General features: G+C 67.2%; 23 protein-coding genes and 2 pseudogenes. 20 read left to right on the top strand and 5 right to left on the bottom strand.

Going from position 1 to position 21,540, the window contains the following annotated elements:
- Positions 1-27 precede the first annotated feature (27 nt).
- The 4 genes from AC5Y5O_RS23880 to AC5Y5O_RS23865 are packed head-to-tail and all read left to right on the top strand — an operon-like array spanning position 28 to position 3,024.
- Positions 28-513 carry a hemerythrin domain-containing protein gene (locus AC5Y5O_RS23880; RefSeq protein ID WP_096286528.1) on the top strand — a complete coding sequence of 162 codons (486 nt, stop codon included), beginning with the start codon at positions 28-30 and terminating at the stop codon, positions 511-513.
- 33 nt (positions 514-546) lie between these two features.
- Complete coding sequence (gene pcaH / locus AC5Y5O_RS23875; protein WP_096286530.1) at positions 547-1,305, top strand: protocatechuate 3,4-dioxygenase subunit beta; 759 nt, start codon at positions 547-549, stop codon at positions 1,303-1,305.
- Positions 1,298-1,789, top strand: coding sequence for a peptidase associated/transthyretin-like domain-containing protein (locus AC5Y5O_RS23870; protein ID WP_500027740.1), 492 nt, complete (start codon positions 1,298-1,300; stop codon positions 1,787-1,789). Before pcaH ends, AC5Y5O_RS23870 begins: the two co-directional genes overlap by 8 nt.
- On the top strand, positions 1,786-3,024 hold the full coding sequence (locus AC5Y5O_RS23865; RefSeq protein ID WP_096286534.1) for a lyase family protein: 1,239 nt from the start codon (positions 1,786-1,788) through the stop codon (positions 3,022-3,024). Before AC5Y5O_RS23870 ends, AC5Y5O_RS23865 begins: the two co-directional genes overlap by 4 nt.
- Positions 3,025-3,063: 39 nt before the next feature.
- Here AC5Y5O_RS23865 and AC5Y5O_RS23860 read toward each other — a convergent pair.
- Positions 3,064-3,702 (bottom strand): annotated as a pseudogene (locus AC5Y5O_RS23860) (TetR/AcrR family transcriptional regulator); the annotation flags it as partial.
- A gap of 257 nt (positions 3,703-3,959) precedes the next feature.
- Here AC5Y5O_RS23860 and AC5Y5O_RS23855 point away from each other — a divergent pair.
- Positions 3,960-4,244: a DUF1876 domain-containing protein gene (locus AC5Y5O_RS23855; RefSeq protein ID WP_500027737.1), complete on the top strand. Its 285-nt coding sequence runs from the start codon at positions 3,960-3,962 to the stop codon at positions 4,242-4,244.
- A 75-nt stretch (positions 4,245-4,319) separates the two neighbouring features.
- Here the strand turns inward: AC5Y5O_RS23855 and AC5Y5O_RS23850 are convergent.
- A pseudogene (locus tag AC5Y5O_RS23850) lies at positions 4,320-4,943 on the bottom strand (dienelactone hydrolase family protein); the annotation flags it as partial.
- Between the two features lie 37 nt (positions 4,944-4,980).
- Positions 4,981-6,105, bottom strand: coding sequence for an Rv2629 family ribosome hibernation factor (locus tag AC5Y5O_RS23845; RefSeq protein WP_500027735.1), 1,125 nt, complete (start codon positions 6,103-6,105; stop codon positions 4,981-4,983).
- Between the two features lie 232 nt (positions 6,106-6,337).
- Here AC5Y5O_RS23845 and AC5Y5O_RS23840 point away from each other — a divergent pair, with 232 nt between their 5' ends.
- A complete protein-coding gene (locus AC5Y5O_RS23840) occupies positions 6,338-6,820 on the top strand; it encodes a flavodoxin family protein (protein WP_500027734.1) in 483 nt (160 codons plus the stop codon).
- A 58-nt stretch (positions 6,821-6,878) separates the two neighbouring features.
- Here AC5Y5O_RS23840 and AC5Y5O_RS23835 read toward each other — a convergent pair whose 3' ends face one another.
- Positions 6,879-7,139 (bottom strand): hypothetical protein, encoded by a 261-nt coding sequence (locus AC5Y5O_RS23835; RefSeq protein WP_096286542.1) that lies wholly within the window; start codon positions 7,137-7,139, stop codon positions 6,879-6,881.
- Between the two features lie 168 nt (positions 7,140-7,307).
- Here AC5Y5O_RS23835 and AC5Y5O_RS23830 point away from each other — a divergent pair, with 168 nt between their 5' ends.
- From AC5Y5O_RS23830 to AC5Y5O_RS23805, 6 genes are all read left to right on the top strand, one after another.
- Positions 7,308-8,555 (top strand): alpha/beta hydrolase family protein, encoded by a 1,248-nt coding sequence (locus AC5Y5O_RS23830; protein ID WP_500027732.1) that lies wholly within the window; start codon positions 7,308-7,310, stop codon positions 8,553-8,555.
- 14 nt (positions 8,556-8,569) lie between these two features.
- Positions 8,570-9,973, top strand: a complete 1,404-nt coding sequence (locus tag AC5Y5O_RS23825) for a wax ester/triacylglycerol synthase family O-acyltransferase (protein ID WP_500027730.1) — start codon at positions 8,570-8,572, stop codon at positions 9,971-9,973.
- A gap of 100 nt (positions 9,974-10,073) precedes the next feature.
- Positions 10,074-10,733: a hypothetical protein gene (locus AC5Y5O_RS23820; protein WP_096286546.1), complete on the top strand. Its 660-nt coding sequence runs from the start codon at positions 10,074-10,076 to the stop codon at positions 10,731-10,733.
- Between the two features lie 162 nt (positions 10,734-10,895).
- Positions 10,896-11,309, top strand: coding sequence for a hypothetical protein (locus AC5Y5O_RS23815; RefSeq protein ID WP_423790889.1), 414 nt, complete (start codon positions 10,896-10,898; stop codon positions 11,307-11,309).
- 48 nt (positions 11,310-11,357) lie between these two features.
- Positions 11,358-11,705, top strand: a complete 348-nt coding sequence (locus AC5Y5O_RS23810) for a cupin domain-containing protein (RefSeq protein WP_096286550.1) — start codon at positions 11,358-11,360, stop codon at positions 11,703-11,705.
- A gap of 5 nt (positions 11,706-11,710) precedes the next feature.
- Positions 11,711-12,652: an NAD(P)H-dependent flavin oxidoreductase gene (locus AC5Y5O_RS23805; protein WP_500027728.1), complete on the top strand. Its 942-nt coding sequence runs from the start codon at positions 11,711-11,713 to the stop codon at positions 12,650-12,652.
- Positions 12,653-12,655: 3 nt separating this feature from the next.
- Here the strand turns inward: AC5Y5O_RS23805 and AC5Y5O_RS23800 are convergent, their stop codons facing one another.
- On the bottom strand, positions 12,656-13,156 hold the full coding sequence (locus tag AC5Y5O_RS23800) for a DUF1990 domain-containing protein (RefSeq protein ID WP_500027726.1): 501 nt from the start codon (positions 13,154-13,156) through the stop codon (positions 12,656-12,658).
- Between the two features lie 24 nt (positions 13,157-13,180).
- Here AC5Y5O_RS23800 and AC5Y5O_RS23795 point away from each other — a divergent pair, with 24 nt between their 5' ends.
- The 8 genes from AC5Y5O_RS23795 (at position 13,181) to AC5Y5O_RS23760 (ending at position 21,540) form a co-directional block, all read left to right on the top strand.
- Positions 13,181-14,053, top strand: coding sequence for an aldo/keto reductase (locus AC5Y5O_RS23795; protein WP_500027723.1), 873 nt, complete (start codon positions 13,181-13,183; stop codon positions 14,051-14,053).
- A gap of 78 nt (positions 14,054-14,131) precedes the next feature.
- Positions 14,132-14,758, top strand: coding sequence for a PaaI family thioesterase (locus tag AC5Y5O_RS23790; protein ID WP_500027796.1), 627 nt, complete (start codon positions 14,132-14,134; stop codon positions 14,756-14,758).
- 196 nt (positions 14,759-14,954) lie between these two features.
- Positions 14,955-17,075 carry a threonine--tRNA ligase gene (gene thrS / locus AC5Y5O_RS23785; protein ID WP_500027719.1) on the top strand — a complete coding sequence of 707 codons (2,121 nt, stop codon included), beginning with the start codon at positions 14,955-14,957 and terminating at the stop codon, positions 17,073-17,075.
- Positions 17,068-17,649 (top strand): ATP adenylyltransferase, encoded by a 582-nt coding sequence (locus AC5Y5O_RS23780; protein WP_096286558.1) that lies wholly within the window; start codon positions 17,068-17,070, stop codon positions 17,647-17,649. The genes thrS and AC5Y5O_RS23780 overlap by 8 nt, the downstream gene beginning before the upstream one ends.
- A gap of 105 nt (positions 17,650-17,754) precedes the next feature.
- Positions 17,755-18,420 (top strand): phosphatidylinositol phosphate synthase, encoded by a 666-nt coding sequence (gene pgsA, locus AC5Y5O_RS23775; RefSeq protein ID WP_096286560.1) that lies wholly within the window; start codon positions 17,755-17,757, stop codon positions 18,418-18,420.
- Complete coding sequence (locus AC5Y5O_RS23770; protein WP_500027716.1) at positions 18,417-19,367, top strand: phosphatidylinositol mannoside acyltransferase; 951 nt, start codon at positions 18,417-18,419, stop codon at positions 19,365-19,367. Before pgsA ends, AC5Y5O_RS23770 begins: the two co-directional genes overlap by 4 nt.
- Entirely contained in the window at positions 19,367-20,491 is a 1,125-nt protein-coding gene (locus tag AC5Y5O_RS23765) for a glycosyltransferase family 4 protein (RefSeq protein ID WP_500027714.1), read from the top strand. Before AC5Y5O_RS23770 ends, AC5Y5O_RS23765 begins: the two co-directional genes overlap by 1 nt.
- Entirely contained in the window at positions 20,491-21,540 is a 1,050-nt protein-coding gene (locus tag AC5Y5O_RS23760; protein ID WP_096286566.1) for an NUDIX hydrolase, read from the top strand. The genes AC5Y5O_RS23765 and AC5Y5O_RS23760 overlap by 1 nt, the downstream gene beginning before the upstream one ends.

Genomic DNA, 21,540 nt, shown 5'->3' with positions numbered 1-21,540 from the left:
CGAAGGGATCGAAGGGATCGGAGCAACGTGAACGCGTACGAAGTGTTGAAGGACCACCACGTCGTGATCAAGGGCCTCGGCCGCAAAATCAGCGAGGCGCCGGTGAACAGCGAACAGCGCCATGCACTTTTCGACGAGATGCTGATCGAACTCGACATTCACTTCCGCATCGAAGACGACCTCTACTACCCGGCACTGAGCGCCGCCTCGAAGCTGATCGCGGTGGCACACGCCGAGCACCGCCAGGTCATAGACCAGCTCTCGGTGCTGCTCAAAACCCCGCAGACCGCGCCCGGTTACGAGGATGAATGGAAATCGTTCAAGACGGTGCTCGAGGCGCACGCCGATGAGGAGGAACGCGACATGATTCCCGCCCCTCCCGAGGTGAAGATCACCGACGCCGAGCTCGAGAAGCTGGGCAACAAAATGAACGCGAGAATCGCGCAGTACCGGGGTTCCGCGGTGCACAAACTTCGGACCAAAGGGCGCGCCGCGCTGGTACGGGCTCTATAGTTCGGGCGCCATGGGCGAGTAGCGTCACGCTTCGTGAGGGCCGCACCCCAGCGCGTCGCGTCGCAGGATGACATCACGGCGGAGATCGCCGACATCGCGGCCCGGCACGCCGGCAACGCGGACACCCAGCCGCGGCTGGACTATCCGCCATACCGCAGCAGCGCGCTGCGCCATCCGAAACAACCTCTGCTGCTGGTGGATCCCGACGAGCTCGAGCGCAGCGCGCCGTGCTTCGGCGAGCGTGACGTCCACCCGCGCGACGCCGACCTGACGGCCGGCCATCCGGGCGAGCCGATCGGCGAACGCATCATCGTGGCCGGGCGGTTGCTCGAAGAGTCGGGACGACCGCTGGCCGGACAGCTGATCGAGATCTGGCAGGCGAACGCCGCCGGCCGCTACCGTCACGAGCGCGATCAGCATCCGGCACCGCTGGACCCGAACTTTGTCGGGGCCGGGCGCTGCCTGACCGGGCCCGACGGGACCTACCGGTTCGTGACCGTCAAGCCCGGTCCTTACCCCTGGCGCAATCATCACAACGCCTGGCGCCCGGCGCACATCCATTTCTCGCTGTTCGGTACCGCGTTCACCCAGCGCCTGGTCACCCAGATGTACTTCCCTGCAGACCCGCTGTTCGATTTGGATCCGATCTTCCAATCGGTCGTGGATCCCGTTGCGCGCCAACGTCTGATCGCCGGCTACGACCATGGCCTCACCGAGGCGGAGTATGCGACCGGCTATCGATGGGACATCGTGCTGGCCGGCGATTCCTGGGCCGGGGCCCGACATGACTGAATCAGCCTGCACGCCAGGGCAAACCGTCGGTCCTTTCCTGCATCTCGGAATGCCTTGCGCCGCTGAGTTGGTGAGGGATTCGGATGCCGGAGCCATCCGGCTGCACGGCACGGTGTACGACGGCGACGAGACACCGGTGCCCGATGCCCTGGTCGAACTCTGGCAGGCCGGCGACGGGTGCACCGGATGGGGCAGGGCCGCAACGGATTCCGACGGGCACTATGGTTTCACCACCGTGCTGCCGCAGCACCCGCCGTTTTTCGCACTCACCGTCTTCGCGCGCGGCCTGCTGGACCGGCTGTTCACTCGCGCGTACCTGCCCGGGGCCGACCCGGGCACCGATCCCGCGCTGGGCGCCGTCGACGCCGAACGGCGCGCAACGTTGTTGTGCGTCCCGGAAAGCCGAAAGGACTACCGGTTCGACATTCGGCTGCAGGGTCGGCGCGAGACGGTGTTTCTGGCCTACCGGGGTGCCGGGGGATGACCAATCTGCTGTGGCCCGGCGATCACCGGGCCGGCGAGCACCTGACCGATCAGACGGTGCTGCGCGCGATGGTGGCGGTGGAATCCGCCTGGCTGAGCGCGCTGGCCGCCGCGGGTCTGGCGCCGGCCGACGCAGCCGGCGCCGACCTGTCGAACCTGGTGGACCACCAGGACATCGAGACGCTCGCGGTCGCCGCCGAGGACAGCGGCAACCCGGTTGTCGCTTTGGTCGAGCTGCTGCGCCGGCGAGCCAAACCCAGTATCGGTCCGTGGATCCACCGCGGACTCACCAGCCAGGACGTGGTGGACACCGCGCTGATGATGGGCGTGCGCGACGTCGCCGATGAGCTGAGAATGCAGCTTCGTGACCAGGTTTCGGCATTGGCCGCGCTTGCGAACACACATCGGGCCACCCCGATGGTGGCCCGCACCTTGACCCAGCAGGCCGCGCCCACCACATTCGGCGCCAAGGTAGCCGGGTGGTGCACCGGTCTGGTCGACGCCTACGAACGGCTGGGTGGCCTGACCACCCCGATCCAGGTCGGCGGTGCCGTCGGAACATGGTCGGCCACGACCGAACTCGCGGCGCTGCTCACCGACGCGGCCGATCCGCCGGAGGTGGCGGAGCGGGTCGTGCACAGTGCTGCGGCCGCTTTGGGTCTCGCCGTGCGAACGCCGTGGCATACCGCCCGGACGCCCGTCACCGCGGCGACGGATGCCTTCCTCGCATGCACCGATAGCTGGGGCCGAATCGCCTCGGACGTCGTTGTTCTGGTTCGCCCGGAGATCGGCGAGCTGAGCGAGCCGGCCGCCGAGCAGCGGGGCGGCTCGTCGTCGATGCCCCACAAGCGCAATCCGGTGTTGTCCATCTTGATTCGGCGCGCCGCGCTGTGCGCACCGCAGTTGGCCGCGACCCTGCACACCGCGGCGGCGCTGGCCAACGACGAGCGCCCCGACGGCGCCTGGCATGCCGAATGGGACACGCTGCGAACCCTGACCCGGCGGACCGTGGTCGCGGGCTCCCAGTGCGGCGAGTTGCTGGCCGGGTTGGCGGTACACGCCCCGCGGATGGCCGAGAACCTCAGTGCGGCAAATGTTCTCGGTGAGCAGCAGGTAATCGCCGAGCTGGCCGGGAAACCGCCGTCGCCAACCTATTTCGGTGCCGTCGACCGATTGATCGACGAGAGCCTAGGTCGCGCCGAGCGGGTAGTCGGCAAACGGAGTAGTGGCCCGTAGCGCCAGGGCGGCGTGCCCGGCAGCGGCGAGGCCGTCTTCGTAGATGCTGGCCAGCCAGATGTGCACCAGCGTGTCGATCACCCGGTCTTCTCGGATCGAGGGTTCCTCGGAGGTGAACGTCGCGGCCATCACCCGCTCGCTCAACATGTTGAGCGCGACGGACAGATCCTCTGCCGAGATGGTGTCCGGCGCCGCGCCGCGCTCACGTTCGGCCTTGATCGCGTTGGTGGTGAACGAGATCCACGTCTGCATCAGCGTCGACCACAACGCCCGGACTTCGGGGTTGGTGGACTTGGCCGAGGCGCCGGCCACCGCGACCGCCGGGTGTGATCCCGACACCGCGAAGAACGCCTCGATTCGGTCGCGCCACAGCGTGGCTGGATCGCCGGTCAGCTTGGCGCGCAGCGACTTGAGGGCGGCATGCGCCTTGGTGTTCATCTGGTCCAGCAACGACAACAGCACGGCATTTTTGGACTGGAAATAAAAGTAGAAGGTGGGCCGGGAGATGCCGGCGCCTTTCGCCAGATCGTCGACGGAGAAGTCGGCTAATGGCCGCTCTTCCAAGAGCCGCTCGGCGGTGGCAAGAATGGCCTTCTCGCGGTCGTCTCCCGAGTGATGCGACGCCCGACGGCCGCGCGAGGCATGCGCGTACCCGCTGTAGGCCGAGGGGTCGGACACGGCACATACCCTAGGGGTACATCGATATATGCCAGGGAAATTGTCGATTAAAACCAACAATAATGTCGATTAAGTTCAACATTTGTTGTCTGTCGATTCATTCGTCGACCCGGGCGAAAGGCGCAGCAGCAAGGCCGGCGCAAGACTACAAACTACCTTGCGACTCGGGACTTCCGCCCCTACTTCGGGCCCGACCGGTGATGGTCATCTATACATCGATCAACGATGTGCCAGCTGGGCAGACAGGACGACTGCTGATGTCGAAAGACAGTGACGACACGAACAAGAGTTGCCGCGTCGACGTGCTGATCGAAGAACACGAAGAGCGGACCCGGGCGAAGGCGCGACTGTCTTTGGCGGGTAGGAAGTTCGTCGGCATTGGGCTGGCACGACTCGATCCGGCGGACGAGCCGGTGGCCCGGATCGGTGACGAGCTCGCGATCGCGCGCGCGTTGACCGACTTGGCGAATCAGCTGCTCGCCGTGACGTCAACCGATATTCAAGCCAGCACCCATGAGCCGGTCACGGGCCTGCACCACTGAATCGGGCCTGTCACCGAATGCCGCGGCGGTCCCGGCCTCCTCCTACCCTAACCGGGACCGCCGCTTTCAAAAACTCTAGGAAGCCGCCGGATCGAGGTGACCGAGGAACCAATCGCGAGCCAGGATCGCGACCTGCTCGAGCGTGCCCGGCTCCTCGAAAAGGTGAGTGGCACCGGGAACCACGGCGACTTTGCACTCGGCGGGGATCGCCGCCTGCGCCTTCCGGTTCAGTTCAAGGACCATCTCGTCGTGCCCCCCGACGATCAACAGGGTCGGAGCCTCGACTTTGCGCAGCAACCCGTCCGCCAGATCGGGCCGCCCGCCCCGCGACACCACCGCGGCGACCTTGACACCTGGGTGCGCGGCCGCAGCCAGGGCGGCGCCCGCTCCGGTGCTGGCACCGAAGTACCCCACCGGCAATGATGCGGTATCGGGTTGAGCGGCCAGCCAGGTCGTGACGTGGATCAGCCGGTGCGCGAGCAACCCGATGTCGAAGACGTTGGACCGGTCGCGTTCTTCTTCGGGTGTCAGCAGGTCGAAAAGCACCGTGGCGAACCCGGCCGTGTTGAGTATTTCGGCGACATAGCGATTACGGGGGCTGTGCCTGCTACTACCGCTGCCATGCGCGAACACGATGACGCCCTTGGGGTGCGGGGGAATGGTGAGCTGGCCGGCCACGGATGCCGGACCGACAGCCACCCGAATTTCCTTGTCTATCATGGTGATCGGCCCAATCCTAAGGTCGCCGGCCGGCAAGGCGGTCGGTCGCGGCATAGCGCAACAACGCGGCAATTCCGTCGTTCGGTGCGATCCGATCGTCGGCCCGGACCAATGAGGCGCCGACGGCGATTGCGCTGAACGGCAACGCCTCGTCGGCCCGTGCGATGCGCTCCACCGCTTCGCCCAGTTCGGACAACGCGTCGGCATCGGGCGCGATCGTGGTGAGCGCTCGGCCGGTGACCACGACGGCATCGGCCAGGTCGCCGATGATCAGTGTGTCGATGTCGCCGTCCCGCAGTGCCGCGCACACGTCGGCGAGCCCCTGCGCTGCCAAGCCGGATCCGCGCCCGATTTCGGCTTCGAATCGGCTTGCGATGTCCGTCATTTCGAGACCGTGACGCCGGGCGAACTCCGCCGAGGTCGCTTCGTGGACCTCTTCCTCGTCGGCGCGGCCTTTGTGGGCGCCGCCGTGCAACTGCGAGACCCGTTGGGCAACCCGTTCCGGCAATTCGGCAAACAGATCTGCGCGTGCCGGAACCGCGCCGCTGACGAACACCACCTCGGGATTGGCTTCGTCCACCAGCCGGGTCAAGTGTTCAGCGACCGCACGGCAGTTCATCCGAATAGCTTCATCGGTCGTGTGTTGTAAGTCGCCGTAGCCATTCCAGCCGGCAGTGGCGGGCTTGTGCACCGGGTATCCGGCGCCTTCGACGCGAGTGGATGTGACGGTGGTGCCGTCGTAGAGGCTGATGTCGGCGCCGGTGTGGTCGACCGCGGCGAACACGTACACCGGTTGCCGCAACTCGCCTTCGATCAGCGGCAGGACATAGGGGTAATCCGAGAAGCGAACCACCGTGCTCGGGGGTGGGCAGCTGAGTTGTTCGTCGATCAGCACGTGGTCGCTGGTCGCGATCACCGCCCTGCCGCGCCGACCCACCGCGGGGCGGTGGTTGCACACCGCGTCCTCGAGCGTGCCGATGAGTTCCGGTCCCGCGCCCATGTTTTCAAGGTGCTTGCGTATTTCGTGCCACGTCGCTTCGAGTTGCTCGACCGCTCCTGCCGTGTCGTGCGAGTCGTCGAAATACACCGAGGCGAACGGGCCTTCCGCCTTTGCCAGCCCCCTGAGACGTTCGGATCGCATGTCGCACCTTTGCTGTTGTGTCTTCGTCTGCTGCTGGTCAACGTATGAAGGGCGACCGCGAACTCGCCAGAGTCATTAGCCCCCTGATAAGGGCCTTAAGTCCCGTGGTGTGTCGCACCATGTCGACAAGTGACCAACGCCCCGGGCCTTCGTGGCTTTCCGCCCTTACCGGCAGGCGGGCGGCGGCACAGCATGGAAGCGTCTGGGCAGTTCTGTGGAAGGGAGTCGGCCCATGAAGGCGCTGATCGTCTGCTCGTCGAAATCGCATGGCAATACCCGTCGCATCGCCGACCGGATGGCGCAGGTGCTCGACTGCGAGGTGATCGCCCCCGAGGTGGCCGACCCCGCGACACTGGGCGGCTATGACCTGGTGGGCTTCGGGTCCGGTATCTACTACATGGCGGTCGATGCCAGGCTGCGCAGCCTGATACGCCATCTGCCGGGCGTGCACCAGGTCCGGGCTTTCACCTTCTTCACCAGCGGCGCCCGCGAGATTCCACTCATGGGCTACCGCAAACCGGTGCGGAAAATGCTCGAAGCAAAGGGTTTTGACGTGATCGGTTCATTTTCCAGCCGCGGGTGGGACACGGTCGGCCCATTCGGATTCATCGGCGGGATCAACAGGGACCGGCCCAATGAGCACGACCTGGATCGTGCCGCGGCATTTGCGGCCCGCCTTCGCACGCAGGTGGAAAGTTCGCGCGCGGCCGGCTGAGGATACGGTTGGCCGGGCAGTTGGATCGCAACCGCCCGGCCAACGCCTTATCCGGCCGCTACTTACTCGTGGCCTCCGCGGCGCTGTGCACCACACTGCGGAAGAACTCGATCCGTGCGGTGGTCAATTCCTCCGCCAGGTCCAGTGCGGCGTCGACGACGGTTTTGCGTCGCGACTGCTCCGGAAGCACAGGGCTGATCTGATCGACGAACTTGCGTACCGCGTCGATCGCTTGCTTGCGGCCACTTTCGACCGACTCGAGCACGTCGTCAGAAAGTTCGGCCCAGCGCGGCTCGGGTTTTGCCGGTGCCTCTGTCATGATCCCCACTCCTACTCGAAACAAAGTCTTGCGGACGCCCACGACGGTACGACGTTTCGGGGGGTCAGCACGAGTGACTAAAGTCCTTTGTCCCAGCTGGACTTTCGAGATCCGCAACGGGCCCTAGGTCCCTAACGGACGGAACCGAGGCGGTGTTAGCGTGCCGTCATGGCAACGCCGACCGGCGACGACCGACAGCAGTCGGCCGCTTCTCATCGAAGCGCGCCCGGCGGTGCGTTGGTGGAGGCGATCACCCCTTTCGTGCATACCGGCCAGTACGTCACCCGGTCGTGGCGCGACTACCTCGGTCGTGCGTCGGACGAGCTCCCGATCGCGCGGCCCACCATCGCGCTGACGGCCCAGGCCTTTCGCGACGAGGTCGTCTTGGTGGGCCTGAAGGCGCGCCGCCCGATCAGCCGGCCCGATGTGTTCGAGCGCATCACCCGCGAGGTGATCGACGGGGTCCAGTTCTACGGGGACAAGGGCTGGCTGGAAAAGCCCAGGGGGTTCTTCGGTGAGCCACCAGTGCTTTCCGACGTCGAGATCCGGAAGGTGAAAGGGCGCAGGCGCTCATTCCAGCGCATCTTCTTCGACAGTGGGTACGCACCGCGTAGCGGTGAACCGGGCGCCCAACGATGGATGAGCTACACCGCGAATAATCGCGAATACGCCCTGCTGCTGCGCCATCCGCAGCCTCGCCCTTGGTTGGTGTGTATTCACGGCACCGAAATGGGCCGTGCTGCACTGGATCTCGCTCTTTTCCGGGCGTGGAAACTGCACGACGAACTCGGACTCAACGTGGTGATGCCGGTTCTCCCCATGCATGGGCCCCGAGCGCGCGGCTTGCCCAAGGGGGCGGTGTTCCCGGGCGAGGATGTGCTCGACGACGTGCACGCGACGGCTCAGGCGGTGTGGGACATCCGGCGGCTGTTGTCCTGGATTCGCTTACAGGAGCCCGAATCGCTGATCGGGTTGAACAGCCTTTCGCTCGGCGGCTACATCGCGTCGCTGGTGGCCAGCCTCGACAAGGGTCTTACCTGTGCGATTCTTGGTGTGCCCGTGGCAGACCTGGTCGAATTGCTGGGGCGCCATTCGGGTCTCGGTCACGACGACCCTCGCCGGCAGACGATGGAGTTGGCCGAACCCATCGGTCGCATGGTCTCGCCGTTGTCGCTCACTGCGCTGGTGCCCGCGCGGGGCCGCTTCATCTACGCCGGCATCGCCGACCGCGTGGTACATCCCCGCAAGCAGGTGACCCGCCTCTGGCAGCACTGGGGTAAACCGGAGATCGTCTGGTATCGCGGTGGTCACACCGGATTCTTCCGCTCACAGCCCGTGCAGCGGTTTGTGTGGGAGGCATTGCTGCAGTCCGGCCTGCTGGACGGGCCAGCCACGCAGCGCGACCGCCCTGCCTAGTTGCGGAGGTTGACATGCATCCGCTGGATCCGCTGGATGCGGCGATGATGGCCGCGGAGTTGGTGTCGAGCCCTATGCACGCCGGCGCCGTGCTGATCCTGTCGCCGCCGGCGGATGCCGGACCCGGCTACGTCGACGAACTGTATCGGGAAACACTCACCGCGAACGGATCGATAGACGCCCGGCTTCGCAGATACCCGCATCGTGGTATCGACACCGCCGGCGTCTGGGTGTGGCGGGACAGCGAGCGACTCGATGTGAGCCGACACTGCTTGCGCCGCACCGTCTCCGGAGGCTACGACGCGTTCTGGCGGCTGATCGGCGAGCTGGATGAAGAACGCCTCGACCGGTCCCGTCCGATGTGGATGTCCTATCTGATCGATGGTCTCCAGGATCGTCGATTCGCGTTCTACATCAAGGTGCATCACACCCTGATCGACGGTGTGGCCGGTCTTCGGATGATCGCCGACGCATTGAGCAGTGACCCGAAGCGGCGGTCGATGCCGCCCTTCTACGCCGAGCACCGCGACGGATCCTCGTCCCCACCCGTGTCACCGGGATTGGTGTCTCGTCTTACCGCGCCGCTACGGACGGTGATCGACACCACGGCGTCGAGCGTCGGTCTGATCGAACGAGTCGTCACAGGGGAGCTGTCGACGCTGATGGACGGCCTTGTCGGTTACACGACCGGGTGGCCCTTCGGAGCGCCCTACACCCGGTTCAACGGCCGGCTGGGGACCGAGCGGGCGGTCTGCGCGGGCAGCTGGGCCAAGGATCGTATCCAGGCTGTGCAAGAGGCGGCCGGTGTCACCGCCAACGACGTGGTCACCGCCATGGTGGCCGGAGTTGTACGGCTCTGGCTGGGCAACCGCGATGAAATACCCGACCATTCATTGGTTGGCGTCTGCCCGATCACGGTGCGCGATCGCATCGTTGACCCGTCAAATGACCAGCATGGCAACATGTTCGGTCTTTGGCTGTGCCCGTTGGGAACAAATCTGGATGACCCGATCGCACGACTACGACTGATTCACCGATCGATGTCGGAGGGTAAACGGTGGGTCGCGAAACGGGGATCGGCGGCATCACTACTGACGAATGCGGCGAGCATCGCCGCCACCGTCATTTCTCCGCTGCTGCCGTTCACGCCGAAGATACGGACGGGGTTCAACCTCCCGATATCGCACGTGCCGGGTCCTCAGGCTGAAATGTATTGGAACGGCGCTCATATCGAGGAGATCTATCCGGTGTCGACCGTTTACGACGGGATGGCGCTCAACGTCACGACCTGCTCGTACTCCGACCGCATCGGATTCGGCTACGCGGCTGGTCGCGACGTCGTGCCGGATATCGACACGCTGATTCCGCTGACGGAGCAATGCCTTGTCGAACTCGAATCCGCCCTGGGTGTGCGCTGATGCAGGGCAAAGGGGACTTCGGTCCCTACCGGCGCGCAATGACACGTGGTCAGATCGACCAGTACGGCCAACCATTCGCGCAAGATTCGGTGGGGACGGCATGACGCATCTGATCGGACCGATCACCAGGACAGCGGCGCTGCTCGCGCTGTTGTACGGTGCCCGACGCTATTACCGCAACTGGGGCACAACCAAAGCGGAATGCCGGATGCTGCTGCCCGGCGACAGATTGGTCGCCGATCCCGCCATCCAGTCAACCGAAGCGATCTACATCGACGCCCCCACGGCAGCGGTCTGGCCATGGCTGCTGCAGATGGGCCAGGACCGCGCCGGCTTCTACGGCTGCGAGGGCGCGATGAACGCGATCGGTCTCGGTTACCACCACACCGATCGAGTGCACCCCGAATGGCAACAGCTCGCGGTGGGAGACACCATTCGCCTGGCGCCCGAGGGCTGGCTGGGTCAGCCCGACGGGGTGACGTTCAGCGTCACGGAGATCGTGCCGGAAAAGTACCTGGTGCTCCATGCCACGACGTCGAACCCGGTCTCGGATGTGGTGTGGTCGTTCCACGTTCAGCCGCACTGGGAGGACCGGGTGCGACTCCTGTCCCGCGTCAGGATCGCGCTGCGCCGACCGGGCGCGGTGTTCGCCATGGAACTGGCCAGGCCGGTAGTGGCCTTCGGCACGCGGGGCTTGCTGCTCGGCATCAAACACCGCGTGGAGACGGCGTCGGGCATCGCGCACAGCCACGCCCGTTGATTCGGCTCGCGCGCGATGATCGCGACGGCGGTCAGTCGGCCCGCCTCGGGCTCATGCAGGGAGCGTTGGAAACCTGGGGGGCGCCGTCGATCGTCTCGACGCGTTCGTCGAACCCGATCTGGCACACCTCGAGTTGCAGGAGGCCTGAGAGTGAACACCGAAATGGCGGTTGCCGTCGCGGTCACCTTCGTCTGGCTCGGCATGGTGCTGGCCATCTCGTTCCTGGAAGCGCCGCTGAAATTCCGGGCGCCCAACGTCACGTTGCAGATCGGGCTCGGCATCGGGCGCCTCGTCTTCCGTGCGCTCAACACCGTCGAGGTCGCGTTCGCGATCATCATCCTGGCGGTCGTGGTGGACGGTCCGATGCCGATGCGGATCGGCATCGCGTTCGCTGTCGCGTTCGCGGCGCTGGCGATCCAGTTGGTCGCGGTGCGGCCCCAACTGACCCGCCGCTCCGACCAGGTGCTGGCCGGGCTGGACGCACCCCGCTCCCGCGCCCACTACGCCTACATCGCCCTGGAGGTGGTCAAGACCGTGGCGCTGATCGTGGCGGGGATACTGCTATTGACCGCGTGATACCCGAAGGCCGATCGTCAGCCCACCGCCGCACGAGGGGACCTACCAATGGAATCGATCTCGCTGACCAGCCTGGCCACCGAAAAGCTGGCCGAAGCCCGGCAGTCGCACAGCGGCCGAGCCGCCCACACCATCCACGGCGGACACGACCACGAACTCCGGCAGACCGTGCTGGCCCTGCTCGCCGACCACGACCTGTCCGAACACGACAGCCCCGGCGAGGCGACGCTGCAGGTGCTGCAGGGTCACGTGCGCCTGACGACCGGCAGTGACTCCTGGGAGGGTAAGACCGGCGACCATGTCGCGATCCCGCCGCAGCGCCATGCCCTGCACGCGGTCGAGGATTCGGTGATCATGCTGACCGTGCTGAAGAGCATCCCCGGCCAATCGCACTAGTGGCGATGCTATCCACGCCCTGGTCATCCGCGCTCGGCCTGCGGGTGCCCATCGTCAACGCTCCGATGGGCGGCGTCGCGGGCGGCCGGCTGGCCGCCGCGGTCAGTGCCGCCGGCGGTCTGGGCATGATCGGCATGGGCAGTGTCGCGACCAGGGAGCTGCTGGCTGCCCAACTGCGTCACGTCGACGGCCCATTCGGAATCGGGCTGGTGGACTGGGTGATGCGCACCGAGGCGGGACTGCTCGACGATGCCCTGGCCGCGCGGCCCGCACTGCTGTCGGTCAGTTTCGGTACCGACTGGTCGTGGGTCGACAAGGCGCACGCCGCCGGAATCCGCACTGTCACACAGGTTTACGACGCTCTGGGAGCGCGTCAGGCGGTCGACGCGGGCGTCGACATCCTAGTCGCGCGCGGTTCCGAGGGCGGCGGGCACGGCGATACGAGGCTCGGCACGCTGCCGCTGCTGGACGACGTGCTGGACGCCGTGTCGGTGCCGGTGCTCGCGGGCGGCGGTATCGCGTCGGCGCGCAGCCTGGCCGCGGTGCTGGCCGCCGGGGCCAGCGGCGCCTGGGTGGGCACTCGCCTGGCGGCCTGTCCGGAGGCGCTGACCGGCGACGGCAGCCGCGAGGCCCTGATCGCGGCCCGCTCCACCGACACCGCGGTCACCCGGGCCTTCGACGTCGCCAACGGTCTGCCGTGGCCGGCGCGGTTCCCGTCTCGGGTGTTGCGCAATGAGTTCGTCGCGCGCTACGCGGGCAAAGAGGACACGCTCGATGCGCCGGCCTGCGACGAGCTGGCCGCCGCGATCGACGCCGACGACCGCCGCATCGCCCCGGTCGATGCCGGTCAGGGCGTCGGCATGATCCGCGACGACGCGTCGGTGGCCGAGGTCATCGACACGATGTGCAGCGGCGCCCACCGGCTGCTGGCCGGCTGGGGCGCGTAGCGGTCAGACGGCGCGCAGGTAGCGCTGCGCGATCAGGCGCTGGCCGATCTTCACCACCGGTCCGCCCGCCTTGCTCCACCATGTCGCCGGCCGGGAGAACGCCGACACCTCGGCGAAGACCGCGTCGGTGGCGGGGTCGCGGCGCACGACGAAGCGTTCCTCGCCGCATTCCGGGTGGCCGGGCAGGGTGCCGTAGCCGAACCCGCGGATGTCGGGCTCGTCGACCACATAGACGACCCGGCACGGCGCGGGCACAAAGCCCAGCCGCACCACCACCACCGCGTCCTGCACAACGACCTCGGAGGACGCCTGTACCCGCAGCCCCGACCCGCGCTGCATCCCCCAGTACATCACTGCCTCGGCGGCTCGCTCGAATCGCGGCCGGCCCGTGCCGATCTGGCGCTCGACGTGTTGATAGTGGAACCCGGCGGGCTGCTCACCGGCCGCGGTGGCACCGACCTCGGAGTATGTCAGCGGAAGTTTCTCGAGTGCGGCTAAGTCCACCCGCCCGAGCGTACGGTCGTAATCGTGACCACACAAAACTCGAAAACTGTTGCCGCTGCGTCCGGAACGTTCACGCTCGGCGGCGATCTGACCGTCAACCGCCTCGGGTTCGGGGCGATGCGCATCGTCGGTAAGGGCGTGTGGGGCCCGCCGGCTGATCGCGACGAGTGCGTTCGGGTGTTGCGCCGCGCCGTCGAACTCGGCGTGGACCTGATCGACACCGCGGACTCCTACGGTCCCTATATCTCCGAGGAGATCATCCGCGAGGCGTTGTACCCCTACGACGACATCGTGATCGCCACCAAGGCCGGGTTTCTGCGGACCGGTCCGGATGTCTGGGTCGAGATGGGCTTCCCGGCGTACCTGCGGCAGGAAGTCGAGATGAGCCTGCGCCGCCTGGGTGTCGAGACCATCGACCTGTTGCAGCTGCACCGCGTCGACCCCAAGTGGCCGTTGGCCGACCAGGTCGGCGAGCTGGCGAAGCTCAAGCAAGAAGGCAAGATCCGCCACATCGGCCTGTCCGAGGTCAGCGTCGACCAGCTCAAAGAGGCGCTGCGGATCACCGAGATCGTGTCGGTGCAGAACATGTACAACCTGACCGTTCGCCGCGCCGAACCGCTGTTGGACGTCGCGACCGAGCAGGGGATCGGCTTCATCCCGTACTTCCCGCTGGCGGCCGGGCCGCTGGCCGCTGCCGACGGCCCGCTGCAGCGCATCGCCGCCGACCACCACGCGTCGCCGTCGCAGCTGGCCCTGGCCTGGTTGCTGAAGCGCTCGCCGGTGATGCTGCCGATCCCGGGCACGTCGAAGGTGGCGCACCTGGAGGAGAACGTGGCCGCGGCCGAGATCACGCTGTCCGACGAGGAGTTCGAGACCATGGCGGCCGCCGCTTCCTAGCCGCGAACCTGTATTCCACGACGCGTTTCGCGAGTGAACCCGTCGGTAGTTGCAGTCTCGCGGCTCGCATACGGTGTTCTGGTGGCCGGCGAGCATCAGAAACACCCCGGTGGGGGATTCAACCCACCCGAGCCGACGACCAAGGGCGGCCCCGACTACGGCCGGTTCATCGACGCGGTGCGCAAGCTGCAAGATCACGCCCGTGCCGTCGACGCGCCCGACGAGGTCATCACCGAGGCCGCGGACACGCTGGAGAAGCTGTCCGCGCTGCTGAGCCCGTACGACGCCGACGAGTGGGCGTCGCCGTCGGGCCGCCGGATGGACCTGCCGCTGCGCGGCAACATCCTGACCGTGCCGATCGGGGCGCATAAGACCGAGGACGGCCGGATGGCGGGCTGGGCGCGCTTCGCGCGATTCCACCTGGGCCGCAACGGCGCGGTGCACGGCGGATCGCTGGGCATGCTGTTCGACACCGTGCTCGGCCTGACGACGTCGGTGCTCACCGGCAGCCCGCGCCAGCGCACCGCTTACCTGAAGATCGACTACCGCCACATCGTGCCGATCGAAAAGGAGCTGCAGTTCGACGCCGGCATCGACAAGGTGGACGGCCGGAAAATCTTCGTGTCGGGCAAGTTGACCGACGGTGACACGTTGCTGGCCGAAGCCGAGGCGTTGTTCGTGAAACTCAAGCCGGGCCAGCCCTGACGCCGCGGCGACCAGGTGCGCCGAGTCTGAAACCACGCAGGCCTGCACCGGCGTGTCGGGTGCGTGGGTTCAGTGTCGCGATGGCGGCGAGGCCCGGCAGCCGTTAACGCCGTGGGTTCTGCGAGGTCCGCCCCGATAGCATGACTCTGAATTAATCGCCGATCACATCCCGCAGAAACCTTGGAGACCACCGCAGATGAGCGCCCCCGCAGAGTCCGTCCCCGGAGCAGACGGCGGCGACCCGCAGCACCCGGTTGCGCCGGGTTTGCGACCGCCGCAAGCCCCGATCCGGGTTCCTGCCGGGACTTCGGCGGCCGCCGCGGTCGGGGAGGCGGGGTTGCCACGCCGGGGCACGCCCGACGCGATCGTGGTGGTGCGCGACGCCGACGGCAAGCTGCGAGACCTGAGTTGGGTGCCCGAGGCCGACGCCGAGGTGGTCCCGGTCGCGGCCAATACCGACGAGGGCCGCAGCGTCATCCGGCACTCGGCCGCACACGTGCTGGCCCAGGCCGTCCAGAGCCTGTTCCCGCAGGCCAAACTGGGGATCGGGCCGCCCATCGCGGACGGCTTCTACTACGACTTCGACGTAGCGGAGCCGTTCACCCCCGAAGACCTGGAAAAGCTCGAAAAGAAGATGCGCCAGATCGTCAAGGACGGGCAGCTGTTCGACCGGCGGGTTTACGAATCCAGGGAGGCGGCGCGCGAGGAACTGGCCGACGAGCCCTACAAGCTCGAACTCGTCGACGACAAGTCCGGCGACCCCGACGTCATGGAGGTGGGCCCGCCCGGTTCCAATGACGAACTGACCGCCTACGACAACCTCAATCCCCGCACCCGCGAACGGGTCTGGGGTGACCTGTGCCGCGGGCCGCATATCCCCACCACCAAGCACATCCCGGCGTTCAAGCTCACCCGCAGCTCGGCCGCCTACTGGCGCGGTGACCAGAGCAACGCCAGCCTGCAACGCATCTACGGCACCGCGTGGGAGTCACCGGAGGCGCTCGACAAGCACCTGGAGCTGCTCGAGGAGGCGCAGCGGCGCGACCATCGCAAGTTGGGCGTCGAGCTGGACCTGTTCAGCTTCCCCGACGAAATCGGTTCCGGGCTGGCGGTTTTCCACCCCAAGGGCGGCATCATCCGGCGCGAGCTGGAGGAGTACTCGCGGCGCAAGCACATCGAGGCCGGCTACGAGTTCGTCAACACCCCGCACATCACCAAGGAGCAGCTGTACATCACCTCGGGCCACCTCGAGTGGTACGCCGACGGCATGTATCCGCCGATGCACCTGGACGCGGAGTTCAACGCGGACGGCTCGGTGCGTAAACCGGGGCAGGACTACTACCTCAAGCCGATGAACTGCCCGATGCACCACCTGATCTACCGGTCCCGCGGACGCTCGTACCGCGAGCTTCCGTTGCGGCTCTTCGAGTTCGGCAGCGTGTACCGCTACGAGAAGTCCGGCGTGGTGCACGGCCTGACCCGGGTGCGCGGCATGACCCAGGACGACGCGCACATCTACTGCACGCGCGAGCAGATGCGCGACGAGCTGAGTTCGCTGTTGCGCTTCGTGCTCGACTTGCTGGCCGACTACGGGCTCGACGACTTCTACCTGGAACTGTCCACCAAGGACCCGGAGAAGTACTCCGGCTCTGACGAGATGTGGGACGAGGCGACCGAAGTGCTGCGGGAAGTGGCCGTGGCCTCCGGGTTGCATTTCGTTCCCGACCCCGGTGGCGCGGCGTTCTATGGGCCGAAGATCTCCGTGCAGGTCAAGGACGCGTTGGGCCGCAGCTGGCAGATGTCGACGATTCAGCTCGACTTCAACATGCCGGACCGATTCGAGCTGGAATACACCGCGCCGGACGGTTCGCGGCAGCGGCCGGTGCTGATCCACCGGGCGCTGTTCGGGTCCATCGAGCGGTTCTTCGGCATTCTGACCGAGCACTATGCCGGGGCCTTCCCGGCGTGGCTGGCGCCGGTGCAGGTGGTCGGCATCCCCGTCGCCGACGAGCACGCGGCCTACCTGGAAGATGTTGCCGCGCAACTGCGCTCGCGTGGTGTGCGGGTCGAGGTGGACAGCAGTGACGACCGGATGGCCAAGAAGATCGTCAACCACACCAATCAGCGCGTCCCGTTCATGTTGCTGGCGGGCGACCGCGACGTCGAGGGCGGGGCGGTCAGCTTCCGCTTCGGCGACCGCACCCAGATCAACGGCGTGCCGGTTGGCGCCGCGATCGATACCATCGTCAAGTGGATTGCCGACCGCGAGAATGCCGCTCCCACACAAGAACTGGTAAAGGTAGCCGGCGGTGAGTGAGCAGGACGGCGCCGGTCGCGGCGAGGACAGCATTCTCGACAGAGGTGTCGGCGAGCGCGACCACCTGCAACGATTGTGGACGCCGTACCGGATGACGTACCTGGCCGAGGCGCCGGCCAAGCGTGGCCCCAACGCTTCAGGCAAACCCGAGGAGCCGTTCACCGACATTCCGCAACTGCCCGACGAAGAGGGTCTGGTGGTCGCGCGCGGCGAACTCGTCTATGCCGTGCTCAACCTCTACCCGTACAACCCCGGGCACCTGATGGTGGTGCCCTACCGGAAGCTGTCCGAAATCGAGGACCTCACCGACGCCGAGAGCGCGGAGCTGATGGCCTTCATCCAGAAGGCGATTCGGGTGATCAAGAACGTGTCGCGGCCGCACGGCTTCAACGTCGGCCTGAACCTGGGAACGTCGGCGGGCGGGTCGCTGGCCGAACACCTGCACGTGCACGTGGTGCCGCGCTGGGGCGGCGACGCGAACTTCATCACGATCGTCGGCGGCGCGAAGGTGATCCCGCAGTTACTGCGCGAGACGCGTCAGTTGCTGGCGACGGAGTGGGCTAAACAGCAATGAGTCGCGCCGACGACGATGCAGTGGGGGCACCCCCAGCCGCGAAGCGGCGAGGGGGACGTAGCGATGAGGTGGGGGCACCTCCCGCTTGCGGGGGAGAGTGGCGCTATGAGTAAGGCGCCCTTCCTGTCCCGGGCCGCGTTCGCCCGGCTCACCACCCCGACGGCCAGGGCGCTGCTGCGGGTGGGCCTGACGCCGGACGCCGTCACGATCCTGGGCACCGTCGTTGCCGTGGCGGGGGCGCTGACGTTGTTCCCGATGGGCAAGCTGTTCGCCGGCGCCTGCGTGGTCTGGTTCGCCGTGCTTTTCGACATGGCCGACGGTGCGATGGCCCGCGAGCGCGGCGGCGGCACCCGCTTCGGCGCGGTGCTGGACGCGTCGTGCGACCGCGTCAGCGACGGCGCGGTGTTCAGCGGGCTGCTGTGGTGGATCGTCTTCGGGTTGCATGACAAACCGCTGGCGGCGGCGACGTTGATCTGCCTGGTCACCTCGCAGGTGATCTCCTACATCAAGGCCCGGGCCGAAGCCAGCGGACTGCGCGGCGACGGCGGGATCATCGAACGACCGGAACGGCTGATCATCGTGCTGGTCGGCGCGGGTGTGTCGGACTTTCCGTTCGTCGCCTGGCCGCCGGCGCTGCCGGTGGCGATGTGGGTGCTGGCGGCGGCCAGCGTGGTCACCTGCGTGCAGCGCCTGCACGCGGTGCGGACCTCGCCGGGCGCGTCCGAACCCCTGCCGCCCGCGCAGCCAAGCGGCGAGACGAGCGCGCCGTGATCTCGACTCCGTCCGGCTTGAAAGCACTCACCGCGCCGCGCGAGGCGTTCACCAGGACGGCGAGCGACTGGGCGTACGCCACCGGCTGGATGGCGGTGCGCGCGGTCCCAGAGTTCGCCGCGCGCAACATATTCGACACCGGAGCGCGTTACGCCGCCCGCAACGGCGGCCCCGACCAGCTGCGCAGGAACCTGGCCCGGGTCATCGGCGTGCCGCCGGCCCAGGTACCGGACAGCCTGATGCGGGCGTCGCTGGAGTCCTATGCGCGCTACTGGCGCGAGGCATTCCGGCTGCCGTCGATGGACTACCGCGCGCTGGCCCGCCGGGTCGATGAGACGTTCGTGGGAGCCGACAATATCGACGCGGCCCTGGCGGCTGGTCGTGGTGTGGTGCTCGCGCTGCCGCACAGCGGGAACTGGGACATGGCCGGGCTGTGGCTGGCGCAGACACGCGGCACCTTCACCACGGTCGCGGAGCGACTCAAACCCGAGTCGCTGTACCGGCGTTTCATCGCCTACCGGGAAAGTCTTGGCTTCGAGGTGCTGCCGCTGTCCGGCGGCGACCGTCCGGCCTTCGAGGTGCTGTGCGAGCGGCTGCGGGCCAACCGGGTGGTGTGCCTGATGGCCGAGCGCGATCTCACCCGCACCGGCGTCGAGGTCGACTTCTTCGGCGAGCCCACCCGGATGCCGGCCGGGCCGGCCAAGCTCGCGATCGAAACAGGGGCGGCGCTGTGCCCGGCGCATTGCTGGAATGAGCCCGACGCCTGGCCCGTCGAGATATTTCCGCCGCTGGACTGTTCCAGCGGCGATGTCCGCACCATCACCCAGGCGCTGGCCGATCGATTCACGATAAACATCGCCGCCCACCCCGAGGATTGGCACATGCTGCAGCCGCAGTGGCTGGCCGATCTCTCCGACGACAGACGTGCCCGGCTGAAGGAAGCCTGATGCGAATCGGGATGGTCTGTCCCTACTCGTTCGACGTGCCGGGTGGGGTGCAATCGCATGTGCTGCAGCTGGCCGAGGTGCTGCGCGAGCGGGGCCACTACGTCAGCGTGCTGGCTCCCGCATCGCCACACGTCAGACTGCCCGAGTACGTCGTCTCGGCCGGTAAGGCCATCCCGATTCCCTACAACGGGTCGGTGGCGCGGCTGCAATTCAGTCCCGCGGTCCACGGCCGGGTTCGGCGCTGGCTGGCCGAGGGTGACTTCGATGTGCTGCATCTGCACGAACCGAATGCTCCCAGCCTGTCGATGTGGGCGCTGCGCATCGCCGAGGGTCCGATCGTGGCCACCTTTCACACCTCGACCACGAAATCGCTGACGCTGTCGGTCTTTCAGGGCGTGCTGCGGCCCTGGCACGAGAAGATCGTCGGCCGCATCGCGGTGTCCGATCTGGCCCGGCGCTGGCAGATGGAGGCACTCGGCTCCGACGCGGTGGAGATCCCGAACGGGGTCGACGTCGCCGCACTTGCCTCGGCGCCGCTGCTGGAAGGCTATCCGCGGCCGGGCAAGACGGTGTTGTTCTTGGGCCGTTTCGACGAGCCGCGCAAGGGCATGGAGGTGCTGCTCGAGGCGCTGCCGCGGGTGGTGGAATGTTTCGGCGATCTGCAGGTGCTGGTCGTCGGGCATGGTGATGAGGACGAATTGCGCACCAAGGCAGGCGGTTTGGCAAAGCACATGCGCTTTCTTGGCCAGGTCGACGACGGCGCAAAGGCGTCGGCGATGCGCAGTGCGGACGTCTATTGCGCGCCCAACATCGGCGGCGAGAGTTTCGGCATCGTGCTGGTGGAGGCGATGGCCGCGGGCACGCCGGTGGTGGCCAGCGATCTGGATGCCTTCCGGCGCGTGCTGCACGACGGTGACGCCGGACGGCTGGTGCCGGTCGGCGACGCCGCGGGACTGGCCGACGGGCTGATCGAGATGCTCGAAAGCGACGCGCTGCGAGAGCGTTACGTGGCCGCGGCGTGCGAAGTGGTTTCCCGCTACGACTGGTCGGTGGTGGCCGACCAGATCATCCGCGTGTACGAGACGGTCGCCGGCTCGGGCGTCAAGGTTCAGGTGGCGGGCTGATGGCCTGGCCGCTCGTCGTCATCGCGCTGCTGGTCGTCCTGATCGCCGTACTCGCGGGGATCGGCGTCTGGGCGATCCAGACAGCGCAGCGGCTGAACCGCCTGAACATTCGCTATGACCTTTCCTGGCAAGCCCTCGACAGCGCGCTGGCGCGGCGCGCGGTGGTGGCGCGTGCCGTCGCGATCGACGCTTACGGCGGCTCCTCGAATAGCCTCGAAGGCCGGCGGCTGGCCGCGCTGGCCGACGCCGCCGAGCGGGCGCCCCGGCAGTCGCGGGAGAACGCCGAAAACGAATTGTCGGCGGCACTGGCGATGGTCGATCCCGCGGCGCTGCCGGCCGGTCTGATCGCCGAGTTGGCCGACGCCGAAGCCCGGCTGCTGCTGGCCCGCCGCTTCCACAACGACGCCGTCCGCGACACCTTGGCGCTGGGGGCGCGGGGCCCGGTTCGTGCCCTTCGGCTCGGTGGAACGGCCGCGCTGCCAAGCTATTTCGAGATCGTCGAGCGAGCACACGCGCTGGCGCAGACCCCGCACGGGGTGCCCAAACACCGGACCTCGGCGCGGGTGGTGTTACTCGATGAGGCCGGCGCGGTGCTGTTGCTGTGCGGTTCGGATCCGGCGATCCAGGAATCGGCGCCGCGGTGGTGGTTCACGGTGGGCGGCGAGGTGCGCCCAGGCGAACGGCTGGCCGAGGCGGCCGCGCGGGAGTTGGCCGAAGAGACCGGTTTACAGGTGGAAGCGGCCGAGATGGTCGGGCCGATCTGGCGGCGCGACGAGGTCTTCGAGTTCAACGGCACACTGATCGACAGCGAGGAGTTCTTCTTCGTGCGTCGCGCTCGGCGCTTCGAGCCGGTGTGCACGGGCCGGACCGAGCTGGAACGCCGCTACATCCATTGCCACCGCTGGTGCGACGCCAATGACATCGCCGAACTGGTGGCTGCGGGCCAGACCGTGTACCCGCGCCAGTTGGCCGAACTGCTTGCCGAGGCAATTACCTTGGCAGACAACGATACACCGGGCCGATCGCCCCGGCTACAGTCGATCCGCTGA

Source organism: Mycobacterium sp. NGS40, assembly GCF_059812735.1.
Note: the sequence above shows the minus strand (reverse complement) of the source record. Positions and strands in the feature narration are given on the sequence as shown.